General features: G+C 33.8%; 15 protein-coding genes. 5 read left to right on the top strand and 10 right to left on the bottom strand.

What is annotated here, in order from left to right:
• Positions 1-157: 157 nt before the first annotated feature.
• Positions 158-925 (top strand): WGR domain-containing protein, encoded by a 768-nt coding sequence (locus tag NJT12_RS14895; protein ID WP_271336705.1) that lies wholly within the window; start codon positions 158-160, stop codon positions 923-925.
• Between the two features lie 320 nt (positions 926-1245).
• On the opposite strand, the gene NJT12_RS14890 is transcribed toward NJT12_RS14895, so the two are convergent.
• The 4 genes from NJT12_RS14890 to rnpA all read right to left on the bottom strand — a co-directional run bounded on the left by NJT12_RS14890 (position 1246) and on the right by rnpA (position 4195).
• Positions 1246-2883: a S41 family peptidase gene (locus NJT12_RS14890; RefSeq protein WP_271336704.1), complete on the bottom strand. Its 1638-nt coding sequence runs from the start codon at positions 2881-2883 to the stop codon at positions 1246-1248.
• Positions 2884-2885: 2 nt separating this feature from the next.
• Positions 2886-3341 (bottom strand): DUF4349 domain-containing protein, encoded by a 456-nt coding sequence (locus tag NJT12_RS14885; protein ID WP_271336746.1) that lies wholly within the window; start codon positions 3339-3341, stop codon positions 2886-2888.
• 54 nt (positions 3342-3395) lie between these two features.
• Entirely contained in the window at positions 3396-3710 is a 315-nt protein-coding gene (locus NJT12_RS14880) for a DUF4349 domain-containing protein (protein WP_271336703.1), read from the bottom strand.
• A gap of 80 nt (positions 3711-3790) precedes the next feature.
• Complete coding sequence (gene rnpA, locus NJT12_RS14875; RefSeq protein WP_271336702.1) at positions 3791-4195, bottom strand: ribonuclease P protein component; 405 nt, start codon at positions 4193-4195, stop codon at positions 3791-3793.
• Between the two features lie 125 nt (positions 4196-4320).
• Here rnpA and NJT12_RS14870 point away from each other — a divergent pair, with 125 nt between their 5' ends.
• The 3 genes from NJT12_RS14870 (at position 4321) to NJT12_RS14860 (ending at position 6991) form a co-directional block, all read left to right on the top strand.
• Positions 4321-5061 (top strand): lysophospholipid acyltransferase family protein, encoded by a 741-nt coding sequence (locus tag NJT12_RS14870; RefSeq protein WP_271336701.1) that lies wholly within the window; start codon positions 4321-4323, stop codon positions 5059-5061.
• A gap of 53 nt (positions 5062-5114) precedes the next feature.
• Positions 5115-6107, top strand: a complete 993-nt coding sequence (locus NJT12_RS14865; RefSeq protein ID WP_271336700.1) for an acyl-ACP desaturase — start codon at positions 5115-5117, stop codon at positions 6105-6107.
• A gap of 230 nt (positions 6108-6337) precedes the next feature.
• Complete coding sequence (locus NJT12_RS14860) at positions 6338-6991, top strand: HD domain-containing protein (protein ID WP_271336699.1); 654 nt, start codon at positions 6338-6340, stop codon at positions 6989-6991.
• Positions 6992-7060: 69 nt separating this feature from the next.
• On the opposite strand, the gene NJT12_RS14855 is transcribed toward NJT12_RS14860, so the two are convergent.
• From NJT12_RS14855 to NJT12_RS14830, 6 genes are all read right to left on the bottom strand, one after another.
• A complete protein-coding gene (locus NJT12_RS14855) occupies positions 7061-7945 on the bottom strand; it encodes a DUF4349 domain-containing protein (RefSeq protein WP_271336698.1) in 885 nt (294 codons plus the stop codon).
• Positions 7946-8323: 378 nt separating this feature from the next.
• Entirely contained in the window at positions 8324-8446 is a 123-nt protein-coding gene (locus tag NJT12_RS14850; protein WP_276598342.1) for a FeoB-associated Cys-rich membrane protein, read from the bottom strand.
• A 6-nt stretch (positions 8447-8452) separates the two neighbouring features.
• On the bottom strand, positions 8453-10552 hold the full coding sequence (feoB, locus tag NJT12_RS14845; RefSeq protein ID WP_271336697.1) for a ferrous iron transport protein B: 2100 nt from the start codon (positions 10550-10552) through the stop codon (positions 8453-8455).
• A complete protein-coding gene (locus NJT12_RS14840) occupies positions 10552-10791 on the bottom strand; it encodes a FeoA family protein (RefSeq protein WP_264525774.1) in 240 nt (79 codons plus the stop codon). Before NJT12_RS14840 ends, feoB begins: the two co-directional genes overlap by 1 nt.
• Positions 10792-10895: 104 nt before the next feature.
• Complete coding sequence (locus NJT12_RS14835) at positions 10896-11561, bottom strand: SCO family protein (RefSeq protein ID WP_271336696.1); 666 nt, start codon at positions 11559-11561, stop codon at positions 10896-10898.
• Between the two features lie 498 nt (positions 11562-12059).
• Complete coding sequence (locus NJT12_RS14830) at positions 12060-12983, bottom strand: DMT family transporter (protein WP_271336695.1); 924 nt, start codon at positions 12981-12983, stop codon at positions 12060-12062.
• Between the two features lie 206 nt (positions 12984-13189).
• Between NJT12_RS14830 and NJT12_RS14825 the strand changes: the two genes are divergently transcribed.
• Positions 13190-15250 carry a M13 family metallopeptidase gene (locus NJT12_RS14825; protein WP_271336694.1) on the top strand — a complete coding sequence of 687 codons (2061 nt, stop codon included), beginning with the start codon at positions 13190-13192 and terminating at the stop codon, positions 15248-15250.
• The last annotated feature ends 406 nt before the right edge of the window (positions 15251-15656 follow it).

Raw genomic sequence — 15656 nt, 5'->3', positions numbered from 1 at the left:
ATAGCTTTTGAAAGACAATAAAGGTTATAAAAATAATTTAAGATTTCGCTTTTGTCCTATCCTGTTAGGATAATGTTTTTTAATGGTAATCGAAAAGAGTGTATTCAAGTATTTTTGCATCCGTATATAGCTATTATACACTTAAAATTATCAAAAGATGAAACATAACCTTATTTACAATGACGATAAAAGTAGTAAGTTCTGGCAAATAGAGGTCAGTAATACGAGCTTCACGGTAACTTATGGAAAAATTGGAACAAATGGGCAAAGTAGTACCAAAGAGTTTGCTGATGCTATCACTTGCGAAAAGGAAGCAAATAAATTACTTGCTGAAAAAATAGAAAAAGGTTATGGAGAAATTAATAACAACTTTACAAAAAGATTTGCTGAAATTCCGGATCAGCTTAGTCAACTTATTTTAAAAGAGTTTCCCGAAGAAGAAACTTCAATTAAATTTGATGGTGACGACTCTATCGGTGGCGCAGAAATGTTTATGAATAACGAAAACCAAATAATAGGTTTTCTAGAGGTTGGTTATCTCGATTCTGAGCAAGATTTTGATGAGGAGGATGAAGATGAAGATCCTTTTGAAGTCTATGAAGATGAGGTTCTGGATTTTAAAAATCAATATGCGCAATTTTTTACAGATGCAGTCTCACTAATAAAAAACAAATTTGGTACTGAGCCAGAATTTATAGCTGACCCAGATATCTATAAAGATATTCCGGGAAAACTTCCAGAGGCAACTCGTACAGCTGAAATTATTTTTGAAGCGTCAGAAGAATTTTTTAGCCATGATACATACATTACAGCGTATTGGCCATTAAATGATAGAATTGCATTTGTTCAATATGCATATAGTTATGGAGACGGTAATTTTCAAATAGTATTATTTACAGGAGTGGTCCGTAAAGACGTAAATTAAGAAAAAAATAACCGTAGGTAAAGTAATGTCATTTAAAAAGGACGTTGTATTTGGTTATTACCCGGAAAGATTATACCCGGAAATTGAATTTACAACTTGAGAAGGCGAAAAATCACGAGTAAATGCGAGTTTTATTTTTACGGAAACTTTTGGATAGTCTTGAAGATGATACTGATAATACATCTTCGAATAGGCCTCTAACACTAAATTAAGTAAAGATAAAAGTTGATCAAAAATTCCTAATATTAGATACAAATTAATAGCCTGAATAAAAATAAAGTGCCGTACTGCTGTTTATTTGCAATACGGCATTTTATTTTTTACATCTTCAAAATCGACTTATACTCCGTCTGATTATTTAAAACATTAACGGCTTTCTTAATCTCCGAATTGTTTTTAATGTAAAACTGATATAAACCTTCCTGATATTGGTATCTCTTGATTAATTCTTCCTGAATCAGATTTCTAATTTCCTTTTGGTTTTTATCCAGTAAAGTAGTTTCACTTTTTTCCAAAGCAGCTAATAATTGCTGATATTCCGGAGCAATAGTTTCGTCAATTTTTTCGTTTTTAGCAGCAGCCAAAGTGTTTTTCAGGGCAACTTCGGTTTCCGTATCAAAACTTATTTTATTCGTTTTTAAGTATTGCTTAAAACTTGCATAATCACCGTCAGAGACTGTTGGGATCTTATCTCCCTGATTTTGATTTTTATAATAATACGTTGTAGCGTAATCAAAGATTCCGTCATTTTTTAATAACGCAGTTGTAATTGGACTTGTTTTCGCTTCGTCTAATTCGATATCCGGCAAAACACCGCCGCCGTCATAAACCGTTCTTCCTTTTCTCGTTTTAAAAGCATTGAAGTTTTTAGCATCCGTTTTTTGAGCCACACCGTTTTTATCTTTGTGTGCATAATCTAATGCCTGAATGCAACGACCTGAAGGAGTATAATAACGGGAAATAGTAACTTTTAACTGCGTTCCGTAAGTTAGATCAACAGAACGTTGAACCAAGCCTTTACCAAAACTGCGGCTTCCTAAAACCACCGCGCGATCTAAATCCTGCAAAGCTCCAGAAACAATTTCAGAGGCAGAAGCACTTCGTCCGTTGACTAAAATCGCCAGGGGAATTTGGGTATCCACAGGTTCTTTAGTCGTCTTATAAGTATTGTTATGTTTCTCGATTCTTGATTTTGTAGTTACAATTACCTCATTCTTCGGAACAAATAAATTGCAAATATCAATGGCTTCATTAAGTAAACCACCAGGATTTCCTCTTAAATCAAGTACGATTTGTGTGGCGCCGTCAGCTTTTAATTTTTCAAGTGCGTCTTTTACTTCATTGGAAGCTTTTCGGCTAAAATGTGCCAAAACAATATAACCCGTTTTATCGTCGATTTTTCCAAAGAACGGAACCGATTTAATATCAACTTCATCCAAAATCAGTGTTGTTGTAAAAGGTTTTCCCTGACGAAGGTATTTGACCTGAATTTTAGTGTTTTTAGTTCCTTTCAGCAATTGTGAAGCATCATCCTTAAAATCAGCGATTAAAACATCACCAATCTGAATAATTTCATCACCCGCTTTAAGTCCGGCTTTATCAGCAGGATAATTTTTATAAGGTTCACGAACCACTAAGCGATCTTTCTTTCTGGATATCAAAGCGCCAATTCCGGTATATTCTCCCGTATTATTAATTTTAAAATTAACAACATCCTGCTCATTAAAATAAACTGTATAAGGATCTAAACTTCCCAACATGCTTTTTATGGCTTTATCCATCAAATCGCCGGGATTTGTCTCGTCGACATAATTGGTATTAACCGCTTTGAACAATGTAGTAAAGATTTCGATTTGTTTCGCAATCTCAAAAAAGTCGTCTTTGAAACTGGTTCCAATAAATAAAAACCCTGCCGCAACAGTTGGTATGATGAATTTCTTTTTGAAATAAGGATACATGATTATATTTTTTTTCTTTTAAATCTTTTTCTAATAAAATAGGCGAATATGCAAAATACTATAATAAATGGCCAAACACTAATGATCGATATCAAAAATTCTGACAGACTATAAAATCCGGATTGAATCGCTGCCCAGATTTTTGATCCGTACGAAGTTTTAACACCTTCTTTTTGAGCAATAGTTTTGTAGAATTCGATGGTAACAGTACTCTCAGAAACGCGGCTTTCCAGATATTTCAGTTGTCCTTCTTTGGCTTCAATTTCTTCGCGAATTGTCGAAATTTGTTTCTCAATTTCTAAGACCTCACTAATTTTGGTTGCTCTTTGAAGAATCTGAAGATAGCGTTCTTCAAGTTTGCGTTTCGTATTTAATCTCGAAGTAAGGTCAATGTATTGTTCAGTAACATTTTGAGAAGAAATATCTTTTCTTTCAAAATAAGAAACACCTTTTGAGATAGCATTTATAAAAGCATCGAAGTTTTGACTTGGAACACGAATAGTTAGATTTCTTTAGATGTTGTTGTAATCTTTGCCTTCAGAATCATTCTGAATCGTCGCCTTATTTAAAGTAACTGCAGTTTGAATTCTATTGAAGGTATCTTCTAAGTTATCAGTTTCAAATCGAAGAGAAGCCTCTTTAATAATTTTTTGAGGAATTTGAGGAGAGGCAGGGTCAGCTATGTCTTCTTGTGCATCTGTACTTGCTACAGATTCATTTTTTGGAGGAAGCTTAATGGCACTAACCATCATATTAGCTTGTTCTTCGTGTTTACTGCAACCTGAAAACGTCAAAAGGACAAAAAAAAAAAAGAAAATATATCTCATATCAATTTCAAATTAAATCTAAAACTACAATTTTTTTATATTCCTAAGTCTAATTTGATAAGAAAGTTGAGGCCGAAGGATTACAAATCAGTTTTATTTTCAGAATCAACAGGTTTGTTTACCTGCAGAAGGAATTTTTCAAACAACTGAATTGTTTTGGTATTGATTTCTTCGTACGATAATTTGTCTTTCGTCTGATAAAAAAACATTATAGAATACGGTTGCTGGATATTGTCTAAGAGTAAATGTTTATTCAATCGGTACGTTTCTCTTAAAACACGCTTGAAATAATTGCGATCAACGGCTTTTTTAAAATATTTCTTAGAAACCGATACGCCCATTTTGATTTTTTCATCAGCATCAGCTTCCGCTTGACGGTAAACCAAACGCAATGGATATTTAGAAACTGATTTTCCGTCAGAAAACAGTAAATCAATTGTCGTTTTGCTCTTTAAGCGTTCTTTTTTTGGGTACGTAAAGTTCATTTAATTCAGAAAAAATTTGCAATTTTATAGTGCAAAGGTACAATTAAACAATAAAATGGTTATTGTTTTCGATTTTTATACGGCTAAAAATATATTTATTACTTTTGGGCATTAATTTTTTAAGCATGCAAAAAATAATTTCCTATCCAATATCTGTAATCTACTATCTAATTTTTAGTTCGTGTTTGCTTGTATTTCATCCAATACAGTGGATTTGCCTAAATGTTTTTGGCTATCAGGCTCATAAAAAAAGTGTTGATTATTTAAATTTCTGCCTTTTAAGATGTACAAATCTGGTAGGAACAACCTATAAGGTCGAAAATAGAGAAACAATTCCAACAGGAGTTCCTATTATTTTTGTTTCCAATCACCAAAGTATGTATGATATCATTGCAATGATTTGGTATTTTAGACGTTTTCATTGTAAATTTGTAAGCAAGAAAGAGTTAGGTAAGGGAATTCCTAGTGTGTCTTATAATTTACGTCACGGAGGATCAGCGCTAATCGACCGTAAAGACCCAAAACAAGCTATTCCGGCAATTAAAGGTTTGTCTGAATATATTGAAAAATACAAAAGGTCTGCCGTTATTTTTCCTGAGGGAACGCGTAGTAAAACAGGAAAACCTAAAGAGTTCGCTCAAAATGGTGTAAAAATCCTGTGTAAATATGCGCCTTCTGCGTATATAGTACCGGTAAGTATCAATAATTCATGGAAAATGGTAAAATTTGGCCTTTTTCCTGTAGGTTTAGGAAATCATCTTACCTTTACCGTGCATAAGGCTTTGGCCGTAAAAGACTATAACTTTGCTGATTTAATGGCGATGACAGAGAAGGCAGTTGTAGAAGGAGTAAACGAGTATAAATAGATTTTTTGTTTCAGAAATTTAACTAAAACAGAAATCCCAATCTAAAATAAGTAATGTCTATAAAAAACATTAGATTAGAAGTAATGCAGTTTTTGGAAAAAAACGTGGATAGCTTCGTTGAACAGTATTTAATTCCAGTGGAAAAAATTTGGCAGCCGTCAGACTTTTTGCCTAATTCTGAAGGAGAAAATTTCTTTGAGGAGGTAAAAGAGTTACGTGAAATTGCCAAAGAATTGCCATATGATTTCTGGGTAACGCTTGTAGGTGACACAATCACTGAAGAGGCTTTGCCAACTTATGAGTCGTGGTTAATGGATGTGGAAGGAATAAATCAGATAGAAAACGGTGGAAACGGATGGTCTAAATGGATCAGACAATGGACCGGAGAAGAAAACCGCCACGGTGATTTATTGAATAAATACCTGTATTTGTCCGGTCGTGTGAACATGCGTGAAATCGAAATGACAACACAGCACCTGATCAACGACGGTTTTGATATTGGAACTGGATCTGACCCATACAAAAACTTTGTATACACTAGTTTCCAGGAATTAGCAACTTATGTTTCGCACAATAGAGTAGCCCAAATGGCTAAGAAATTTGGTGATAACAAGTTGTCTAAAATGTGTAAAATGATTGCTGGTGACGAAATGCGTCATCATCATGCATATAGCGAATTTGTTACCCGCATTTTTGCAGTGGATCCAAGCGAAATGATGTTGGCGTTTCAATACATGATGAAACAAAAAATCGTTATGCCGGCTCACTTTTTAAGAGAATCAGGGCAAAAGATAAGTTCAGCTTTCGAACAGTTTTCTGATTCTGCACAACGTATTGGAGTTTACACTGCAAACGATTATGTAGATATTATGCAGAAATTAATGGATAAATGGGAAATTGATAAAATGTCAGGTCTAACAGACGATGCCGAAAAAGCACGTGATTATTTGATGAAATTACCAGGCCGTATGGCAAGAATTTCGGAGAGATTAGTAATTCCGCAAGAATCACATATCTTTAAATGGGTAGAACCAGCGAGATTGTAAAAATTTTAGATTAGAGATTTCTGATTTTAGATTTAAAATTGATTTTTGCAATTGATATTTGATATTGCCATTTAAAAACATATTGTTGATTGTTGAGGTTGAAAAACTTTGACAATCAACATTTTTTATTCCATAAGGATTTCCGAAAGAAGAGATTAAAATAATCTGCGCAAATCCGTTTAATCCGCAAGATCCGTGTGCTATTAATCACGCAGACAAATACATACATTATGAGTAATTCTGATTTAATAAACAAAACAATTGCCTTCGTAAAAGAAAAACTAAATGACGCCGAAGGCGGACACGATTGGTTTCATATCGAGCGTGTGTATAAAAATGCACTTTTAATCGCAAAAGATACGGATTGTGATTTACTAGTGGTTCAGTTAGGAGCTTTGCTCCACGATATTGCAGATAGCAAATTTCATAACGGAGATGAAACTATTGGGCCAAAAACGGCACGTTTGTTTCTGGAATCTGAAAGTGTTTCGACACCCATTATTCAGCATGTGGTTAATATTATCGAAAACATCTCATATAAGGGCGGAAATTTCGAAAAGAAGTTTGCCTCTGTAGAATTAGATATCGTTCAGGATGCGGACCGTTTAGATGCAATAGGAGCGATTGGAGTAGCAAGAGCGTTCAATTATGGCGGATTTAAAAACAGAGCCTTATATAATCCGGAAATTGCGCCAGTCACCAATATGACAAAAGAAGAATACAAAAAGAATAATGCGCCAACAATAAATCATTTTTACGAAAAGCTGTTACTCTTAAAAGATAAAATGAATACCGAAACCGGAAAACAAATCGCTGCCGAAAGACATCGTTTCATGGAGTTGTTCCTGGCGCAGTTTTATGCTGAGTGGGAAGGGGTTAAATAAGTTTTTCAGTCTCAGTATCAGTTTTCAGTAATAGAAAATGGCTTCAAATTACGAAGCCATTTTTTATTATTATTCGTTTAACTTATTGTTTACAGTAGTTATAATTTTTAGTTTATCAATTATGGTAAGTAAAACAAAGATGGCTATTAGAATGAAAAGAGACGTAATGGCAATTATTGCAAAATATTTTATTGTCCATTCAAGAGCCACTTTAGTTCTGTGCATAAAGCTGATACTTTTTTCTGTTGCTCCCTCGTACATCGAAAATCGTACAGTACAGAATTCATTTTCGGTATTAAAATTTCCAAGTTCAACTCCCAATCCCTGCAATTGCTCTTCGACTTCTAAAATTTTATCGTTCAGGGAAATGAAATCTGCAATTTGTCCACCTTTAGATTTTAATTCAGTCAGCGATTGAAGCATTTTTTCAATCGAAATCTTTTTAGCGTTTAGTTGGCGGTACTCATTTGTTTTGTCAACTTTAGTGATCTCAGTGTCTTTAAGCACCCCGATTTTCTGAAGTTCAAGATAAAAATCCTCGAATTTTGCCGGATTTATTCCAATAAGAAGGTGAATTTGCCTGTTACCTTTTTGTCCCAGGTTTTGTTCGTATTGAATAATGGCATTGTATGATTTTGTTTTTGCCTTGATTAGACTTTCATCTTTATCAAATTCAGATGTTTTTGCTTTAATCGAGGCCGTCTTTTCAAATTTTTGGCTCGACGCCATATTAGATGGAGCCTGAATATTATCACCTTTCATTGCAATTTTTTCTGAAGCGTAATTTTTTCGCAGATTATCAATACTTCCAAAAAAATTATCGCTGTAATCATTACGTGAAGTTGAATCAGCTGCTACGTAACCATACAGAATTCTGAATGCAAATAATAAAATAAAAAGTCCGGCGGACCATTTACTTAATTTTAAAAATCTTGATCTAAAGTTTTTTGCCATCTGAGCGAGTTTTAATTGTTAGTCTTTGGTTCGGTTTATTAAACGAATCGAAAGTAGCAACTTTTAAACTTCTGCCAGCATTTTTTATAAATATTTTTACTGTTAAATTTACGGATCAATAATGATTGAAATAATAGAGTTGGTATCAGTTTTAGTTAAAGTTTTAACAATAAAAAATGGCTTCAGATTATGAAGCCATTTTTATTATGTATTTAGTTTTTTGAATTCTATTTCAAGAGATAGCTTGTAAACTTTTCGCGCAGCAGGACTTGCAGATAATGCAAAAAAACTTTGCGATCCCAATAGCTATCGGGATTGTGTAACTTTGCGGTAGAAAATCTTAGTCACTTAGAATCTCAGTAACTTTGAACCTTCTCTCTAAGAACATCCACAATTCCCGTCACCACAGTCTTTTTTCTTTTTAGATTTCCAAAAGAACTTTCTAATCAAAAAGCCAACGGCGATAAATAGTATGACAAAGGCAATAATTTCTTGTACCATGATCGTTTATTTTAAAAGTTGATACGCAAAAAGCGCAACAAAATAAGCAAGACCACTCATTAAGAATAGCTGCATTGCAGGCCATTTCCAGGAGTTTGTCTCCTTTTTTGTGATTGCAAGCGTACTTGCACATTGCATAGCGAATGCGTAAAAGAGTAATAATGAAATTCCAGAAGCAAAATTGAAGATTTTCTGACCCGTTTCCGGATTTATTTCATTTTGCATTTTAGTTTTAATTGTTGTTTCGTTTTCACTGTCTCCAACACTGTAAATAGTGGCTAGTGTTCCCACGAAAACTTCACGGGCAGCAAACGAACTGATGATTGCAATTCCTATCTTCCAGTCATAGCCCAAAGGAGAAATAGCCGGTTCAATCGCTTTACCCATAATTCCGATATAGGAATTCTCTAATTTCTGAGAAGCCACTTCATTTTCAAATTCAGTTTCGTCAAGCGGCGTATTTACAAATCTTTCTTTTACAATTTCTTCAGCTTCGTTAAAATTCCTTCCTGGTCCGTATGACGCTAAAAACCATAGAATAACAGATATTGCTAAGATAATTTTACCTGCACCAACAACGAATGCTTTTGTTTTCTCGACAACATTAATAGCAACGTTCTTGAAAAGAGGTAATTTATAACTTGGCATTTCAACAACGAAATACGTTTTAGCACTAATTTTTAATATTTTATTTAAGATATAAGCAGAAAGAATCGCTGTTCCAAAACCTAGTAAATACAACAACATCAAAGCCAGACCCTGCACATTTAGAAAGCCAAAAAGACGTTCGTCCGGTATTACCAATGAAATAATAATCGTATAAACAGGTAATCTCGCAGAACAAGTAGTAAACGGAGTTACTAAAATAGTAATCAGACGCTCTTTCCAGTTTTCGATATTTCTGGTTGCCATAATCGCCGGAATGGCACAGGCAGTTCCTGAAATTAAAGGCACGACACTTTTTCCGGAAAGCCCAAACTTGCGCATTATTTTATCCATCAAAAAGACAACACGGCTCATATAACCACTTTCTTCGAGAATGGAAATAAATAAAAACAGAAAAGCAATTTGTGGTATGAATATAATAACCCCGCCAATTCCCGGTACAATTCCCTGCGAAAGTAAATCAGTAAGGATTCCGCTTGGCAATTCCTGAGCAACCCAACTGCTTAAAGAAGCAAAAGTACTGTCGATGAAATCCATTGGAATAGTTGACCAGCTGAAAATCGACTGGAAAATCAAAAACAAGATGGCTAAGAAAATAACATAACCCCAAACTTTGTGCGTTAAAACACGATCAAGTTTAGCTCTGATGTCGTTTGCCATCGAAGCATCAACTTGTAAACCCTGTTTTAAAATATCGTTTATAAATTGATAACGTTTTATCGTTTCCTTTTGTTGTAAACGCTTTAATTCTGAATGCGATTTAGTAAAAGTACTTCTGATTTCATTTCGGTCTAAATTCAAAAAGTTCACATCCTGAGTAATCACCAACCATAATTTATACAATAATTGATTTGGAAATGCTTTTTGTAAACTCACAAAATAGTCTTCATCGATAACCGATGCATTCAAACAAGGTTCGTGAGGAATCGTTTTATAAGAAACAATTAATTCTTTTAGCTCCTCGATCCCATGACCTTTGCGGGAACTTACTAAAGCAATTTTAGTTTTTAGTTTTTCTTCTAAATAAGGAATATCCAAAGTAATTCCTTTACTTTCCATACGGTCTGACATGTTTATAACAAGAATCGTAGGGATTTCAAGATCTTTTATTTGAGTGTAAATAAGTAGATTTCTTTTCAGATTTTCAACATCTGTTACTACTACCGCTACATCAGGATATAATTTGTCGTTTTTATTCAGTAAAAGTTCGATTACCACACTCTCGTCCATAGAACTTGCGTTCAGACTATAAGTTCCTGGTAAATCCAGAATGTTGGCTTTGATGTTGTGAGGTAATTTACAGAATCCGATTTTCTTTTCGACAGTAATTCCGGGATAATTCCCTACTTGTTGGTTTAGACCTGTAAGCTGATTAAAAACAGAGGTTTTTCCAGTATTTGGATTCCCGATAAGGGCAACATTGATATTTTGAATGCTCATTACAAATTGTTTTTGATAAGTTCAACTTCAATTTCACGAGCAGTTTCAACACGAATGGCTACGTGTGAACCATTAATATCCAAATACAATGGATCTCCAAAAGGAGCAATTTGAAGCAATTCGACTAAGTTGCCCGGCAAGCAGCCCATTTCTAATAATTTTAGAGGAATAAGATCGATATCAAAATCTTTGATAATGGCTTTCTCGCCTTTTTTTAGAGTGTGGATAGTATTTTGCAAAGCTTATTTAGATTGAATTTAGATTGCAAAAGTAGGCAATTATTCTTTATTCAAAGGCATTTAACACTTTTCTAAATGCTAAATGTTTCTAAAAATAAGGCATTTTACTCTTTACATAAGAAATCGATGTCTTTTAAAAGACGTTTAATTTCCTCTTTATTCGTTCCGTCATAAAAACCGCGAACACGTCGTTTTTGATCAACCAAAACAAAATTCTCTGTATGCACCATATCATACAATTGATCAGGGCGACCTAGTTTTACCGCCAGATACGATTTTCTGGCCATTGTATAAATTTCTTTTTTATCTCCCGTAACTAAGTTCCATTTACTGTCAACAACATGATGTTTTATGGCATATTCTTTAAGGACCGGAATACTGTCTACTTCAGGAAAAACAGTGTGCGAAAGTAACATTACCTTCGGATTGTTCAAAATTGCTTTTTGAACCTCTTCAAGATTCGTTGTCATTTTTGGACAAATTGAGCCGCAAGTCGTAAAGAAAAAGTCGGCTACATAAATTTTACCTTCATAATTCTTTTGGGTAATCGTATCTCCGTTTTGGTTGACAAACTTAAAGTCAGCAATAGTGTGGTACTTACTTTTGTATTGCACCGTACTGTCCACCATTTCAGGATTTACATCAGCAGGATTGTAAATTGGCAATGTTTTTTGTGGCTTTAAAGCCGAATAAAATAAGGATATGGTTACAGCTGAAAATACAATAAGAACAATAAAAAATTTGCGGTATTTATATAGAAAGGATTTCATAAAAACAATTTGGCGCAAAAATACAAAAAGCACATTTTAAAAAGGTAACTAACTCTTATTTTTAACAGGATAACAAATTGAGAAAAAAGTTTTTGCCACAAATTTCACGAATTGTCACGAATCAGATTGGCTTAAGACGATGTTTATAGATGCTGAGATATAAATTTTAAGACAAAACAATAATTAATTCAAGTTGCAACTTAATCATGTGTAGTCCGTAAGGGACAATCTTGTTCTTCCAATTATTTGTTACCAATATGTAATCTCTACGAGATATAATTTTGAGGTATTTATCTATTTACGAAAAAGGAATCTTGTAAACAGGACTGATTATAGATAATCCGTTAGGGTTTAAATATTGGTAACCAGACAGCTACCAGATAAAAATATCCCGTAGGGATTATACTTTCATATCTTAACCAGCTCATTTACTGAATTGTTAAAAACTAGCAATTTGAATTAATTAGCGATAATTAGTGAAATTCGTGGCAAAAACTTTTAAACTTTATTTTTTCTAATAGATTTATTTACTAAATAAACACCTGTTAATGTAACACCTGCGCCAATTGCAACTGCCTTTGTAAGTATTTCTTCAAAAATAAAAGATCCTAGAACCATAGCCACAATTGGATTGATGTAAACATAAATACTGCTAATTTCTGTTGGAAGATTTTTTAATGAATAGATAAAAGCGATAAAAGTTAAAACCGAACCGATAATAACTAAATAAGCAATTGCCCACCATGAAGGCAGTGGGATTTCAGCAAGTGGAATATTATTTCCTGTTGCTTCAGTAATTCCAAATAAAAATACACTCGAGATCAGCATCTGTAATCCTAAACTAAAATAAGGGTTAAAACTTGCTGCTTTTTTCTTTGTTTGTAAAATTCCAAAAGCCCATGAGATAGTAGCTATAGTCATTAAAACAATCCCAAATTGAAATTCTGGTTTTAATATATCAGCAATATAATCGATAAAGAGAATACAGATACCTCCAAAACTAATTAAAATTCCAAGCAAAGCCACACGTGCAATTTTATAACCGTTAAAAAAATTAATAATAATGATAAAGATGGGAAAAAGCGCAGTAATTATAGCGCCTAATCCGCTGCTCATATATTTAACGCCCCAGGTACTTAAGCCATTACTAAGCATAAAATTTAAAATTGCTAAAACCAATATTGTTCGCCATTCTTTTCCTTTTGGCCACGGTTCCTTTTTTATAAAAAAATAACCTACATATAAAATCCCGGCCAAAAACTGACGAATGGTTACCAATTGCAAAGCCGGCATATATCTAACTCCTTCTTTAGAAGCCAGCCAGGTTGTGCCCCAAAAGAAACTCACCCAACATAGCGCCAATATTGGTAATCCAATTGCATCTATTCTTCCTGAAACGGCACTTTGTATTTTTGCTCTCACTTTTATTTAAATTCTTTGTAACAAATATTCCAAAAACTATTCTAATATTCATTTAAAAACCGGTTTTATATACATGAAAATATTCGATCATAATCATTAAAATGTTATGATAATTCGTTTTTGATGTGATTATTTCAAAAATTTTAACATAGGATTTCGAATATTAGGAATACGTTTGTAGTAAAGACCAAAAAACTTAAATTTAAATGAAAAAAAATCTTAGCAGACCTTTGTTCTGCGCATTTTTTGCAATGGCTTCATTTACAGTTGTTGAAGCTCAAAATGCAACTCCAAAAGAACCCGGTATTAATGTGTCGTACATGAATACAAAAATTAGCCCAGGTCAGGATTTTTTCCAGTATGTAAACGGAACCTGGCTGGATCAGACTCAAATTCCAAGTGATCGTACAACATGGGGAAGTTTTAATGAGCTGATCAAGAAAACAGACAAAGATGCGATGTCTGTTTTGAAAGAAGCTTCCCAAAATCCAAAATACAAATCGGATACAGATCAGGGAAAAGCAGTTAATTTATTCTCAACTATATTAGATACAGTAGGAAGAAATAAAGTTGGAATAACTCCTTTGCAGCCTTATTTTAAAAAGATCGATGCTATTAAGAACATCAGTGATCTTCAAAAGTATCTGACTGAAATGCAAAAAGAAAAGAATGTTCTTTTTTTCGGAATATATATTGGAGCTGATGAAAAAAACAGTTCTAAAAATTCAGTAAGCCTTGGAGTAAGCCAATTGGGATTACCGGACAAGGATTATTATGTATCTGAGGATAAGGATTCTAAAGAGAAACGTGCAAAATATGTGCTTCATGTGGCAAAAATGATGCAGTTTATTGGTGAATCTCCAGCCAAAGCAAAGCAAAGTGCTGAAGCTATTTTAGCCTTAGAAACACAATTATCAAAACCAAGATTAGATCGTGTAGAAAGCAGAGACAGTCGTTTGCAGTATAACCCAATGACGGTAGCTCAACTTCAAAAGTTAACGCCGGCTATTAAGTGGGATGCTTATTTTACCGGTATTGGTTTGGTAAAGTTAGATACAGTAGTGGTTATGGAACCAAAGTATATGAAAGCTTTGCAAACTGTTTTTACCGAAAATAAAGTTGCACAGTGGAAAGAATATCTGAAATGGGATTTGTTAAATTCATTTTCGACAAAATTATCTACAGATATCGAAACGGTTAGTTTTGATTTTTACAGTAAAACATTAAAAGGCGCTATAAAACAATTGCCTCGCGAAGAAAAAGCATTGAGGGTTGTAAATACAAGTATTGGTGAAGCACTTGGAAAATTATACGTAGAAAAAGTATTTCCTGCTGAAGCAAAAACGAAAGCAACCGATATGATTCATAATATCATTCTGGCGTACCAAAATCGTATTAATAATTTGACCTGGATGTCTGCAGCTACAAAAGTAAAAGCGATTGATAAGTTAAAAAAAATCAGTATTAAAGTTGGCTATCCGGACAAATGGAAAGATTATTCAGCACTTGAAATTAAAAGTGTTGCCGATGGAGGAACTTATTTTGAAAATTCCCGCAATTTAGACAAATGGGAATTTAACAAAGGAATCGAAAAATTACACAAGCCAGTTGATAAAACAGAATGGGGAATGTCACCACAAACTGTAAATGCTTATTACAATCCATCTTATAATGAGATTGTATTTCCAGCGGCAATTTTACAACCTCCGTTTTACAATTATCAGGCGGATGAAGCTGTAAATTATGGCGGAATTGGAGCTGTAATTGGTCATGAAATTTCTCATGGTTTTGATGATTCAGGAGCACGTTACAATGCCGAAGGAAATTTAGTAGACTGGTGGACTCCGGAAGATTTAAAACAATTTACAGTACTTGGTACCGCTTTGGCAGATCAGTATAGTGCTTTAGAGCCTTTGCCGGGAATTCATGTAGATGGTAAATTTACTTTAGGTGAAAATATTGGAGATCTGGGCGGAATCAATGCAGCTTATGATGGTTTGCAATTGTACTTAAAAGCACATGGAAGTCCTGGATTAATTGACGGATTTACGCCTGAACAGCGTTTCTTTATTTCATGGGCAACCGTATGGAGAACTAAAACCAGAGATGAAGCATTAAAGAATCAGGTAAAAACAGATCCGCATTCACCTGGAATGTACAGAGCAGTTGTGCCAATTCAGAATGTAGATGCTTTTTATGATGCTTTTGGCATTAAAAAAGGAGACAAAATGTATGTGAGTCCAGAGAAAAGAGTTAAAATCTGGTAATCTGTTCAAATAAGAAAACGGCGCTGATGATGCGCCGTTTTTTATTTAACTAACCGAAGGATGATTTATAATCGAAAAAATGAAATGTACACAAATCTAAATTGAAATGTACATTTTTTCAACAAATATAATCAAAAGTTATAGCTAGTTTAAAGAGTAATTAATCGTCATTTAAAAACACAAAAAAACCTCAAATTACTGAGGTTTTTTTGTGAAAACATTAGGTTAAATCGTTACTATTCACTATCTTTATAATGTATTGGAACTGTCTTTTTTATCAGTCAAGGAACGCTGAGCCAATTGTCTTTCAGCCCAATTATAATTGGAACCCTTTGATTTTTCAAAGATGGAATTAATTACATTTTCCTGATATAAGCTTTTAGCAGGTATTTTTCGGTGCATTATC

The organism is Flavobacterium azizsancarii, assembly GCF_027980145.1.
Classification (GTDB): Bacteria; Bacteroidota; Bacteroidia; order Flavobacteriales; family Flavobacteriaceae; genus Flavobacterium; species Flavobacterium azizsancarii.
This window is presented reverse-complemented; position numbering and strand designations above follow the sequence as displayed.

Coding starts and splice junctions, on each gene's coding strand:
- NJT12_RS14895 (WP_271336705.1), top strand. CDS start 158: ATGAAACATAACCTTATTTACAATGACGATAAAAGTAGTAAGTTCTGG.
- NJT12_RS14890 (WP_271336704.1), bottom strand. CDS start 2,883: ATGTATCCTTATTTCAAAAAGAAATTCATCATACCAACTGTTGCGGCA.
- NJT12_RS14880 (WP_271336703.1), bottom strand. CDS start 3,710: ATGAGATATATTTTCTTTTTTTTTTTTGTCCTTTTGACGTTTTCAGGT.
- rnpA (WP_271336702.1), bottom strand. CDS start 4,195: ATGAACTTTACGTACCCAAAAAAAGAACGCTTAAAGAGCAAAACGACA.
- NJT12_RS14870 (WP_271336701.1), top strand. CDS start 4,321: ATGCAAAAAATAATTTCCTATCCAATATCTGTAATCTACTATCTAATT.
- NJT12_RS14865 (WP_271336700.1), top strand. CDS start 5,115: ATGTCTATAAAAAACATTAGATTAGAAGTAATGCAGTTTTTGGAAAAA.
- NJT12_RS14860 (WP_271336699.1), top strand. CDS start 6,338: ATGAGTAATTCTGATTTAATAAACAAAACAATTGCCTTCGTAAAAGAA.
- NJT12_RS14855 (WP_271336698.1), bottom strand. CDS start 7,945: ATGGCAAAAAACTTTAGATCAAGATTTTTAAAATTAAGTAAATGGTCC.
- NJT12_RS14850 (WP_276598342.1), bottom strand. CDS start 8,446: ATGGTACAAGAAATTATTGCCTTTGTCATACTATTTATCGCCGTTGGC.
- feoB (WP_271336697.1), bottom strand. CDS start 10,552: ATGAGCATTCAAAATATCAATGTTGCCCTTATCGGGAATCCAAATACT.
- NJT12_RS14835 (WP_271336696.1), bottom strand. CDS start 11,561: ATGAAATCCTTTCTATATAAATACCGCAAATTTTTTATTGTTCTTATT.
- NJT12_RS14825 (WP_271336694.1), top strand. CDS start 13,190: ATGAAAAAAAATCTTAGCAGACCTTTGTTCTGCGCATTTTTTGCAATG.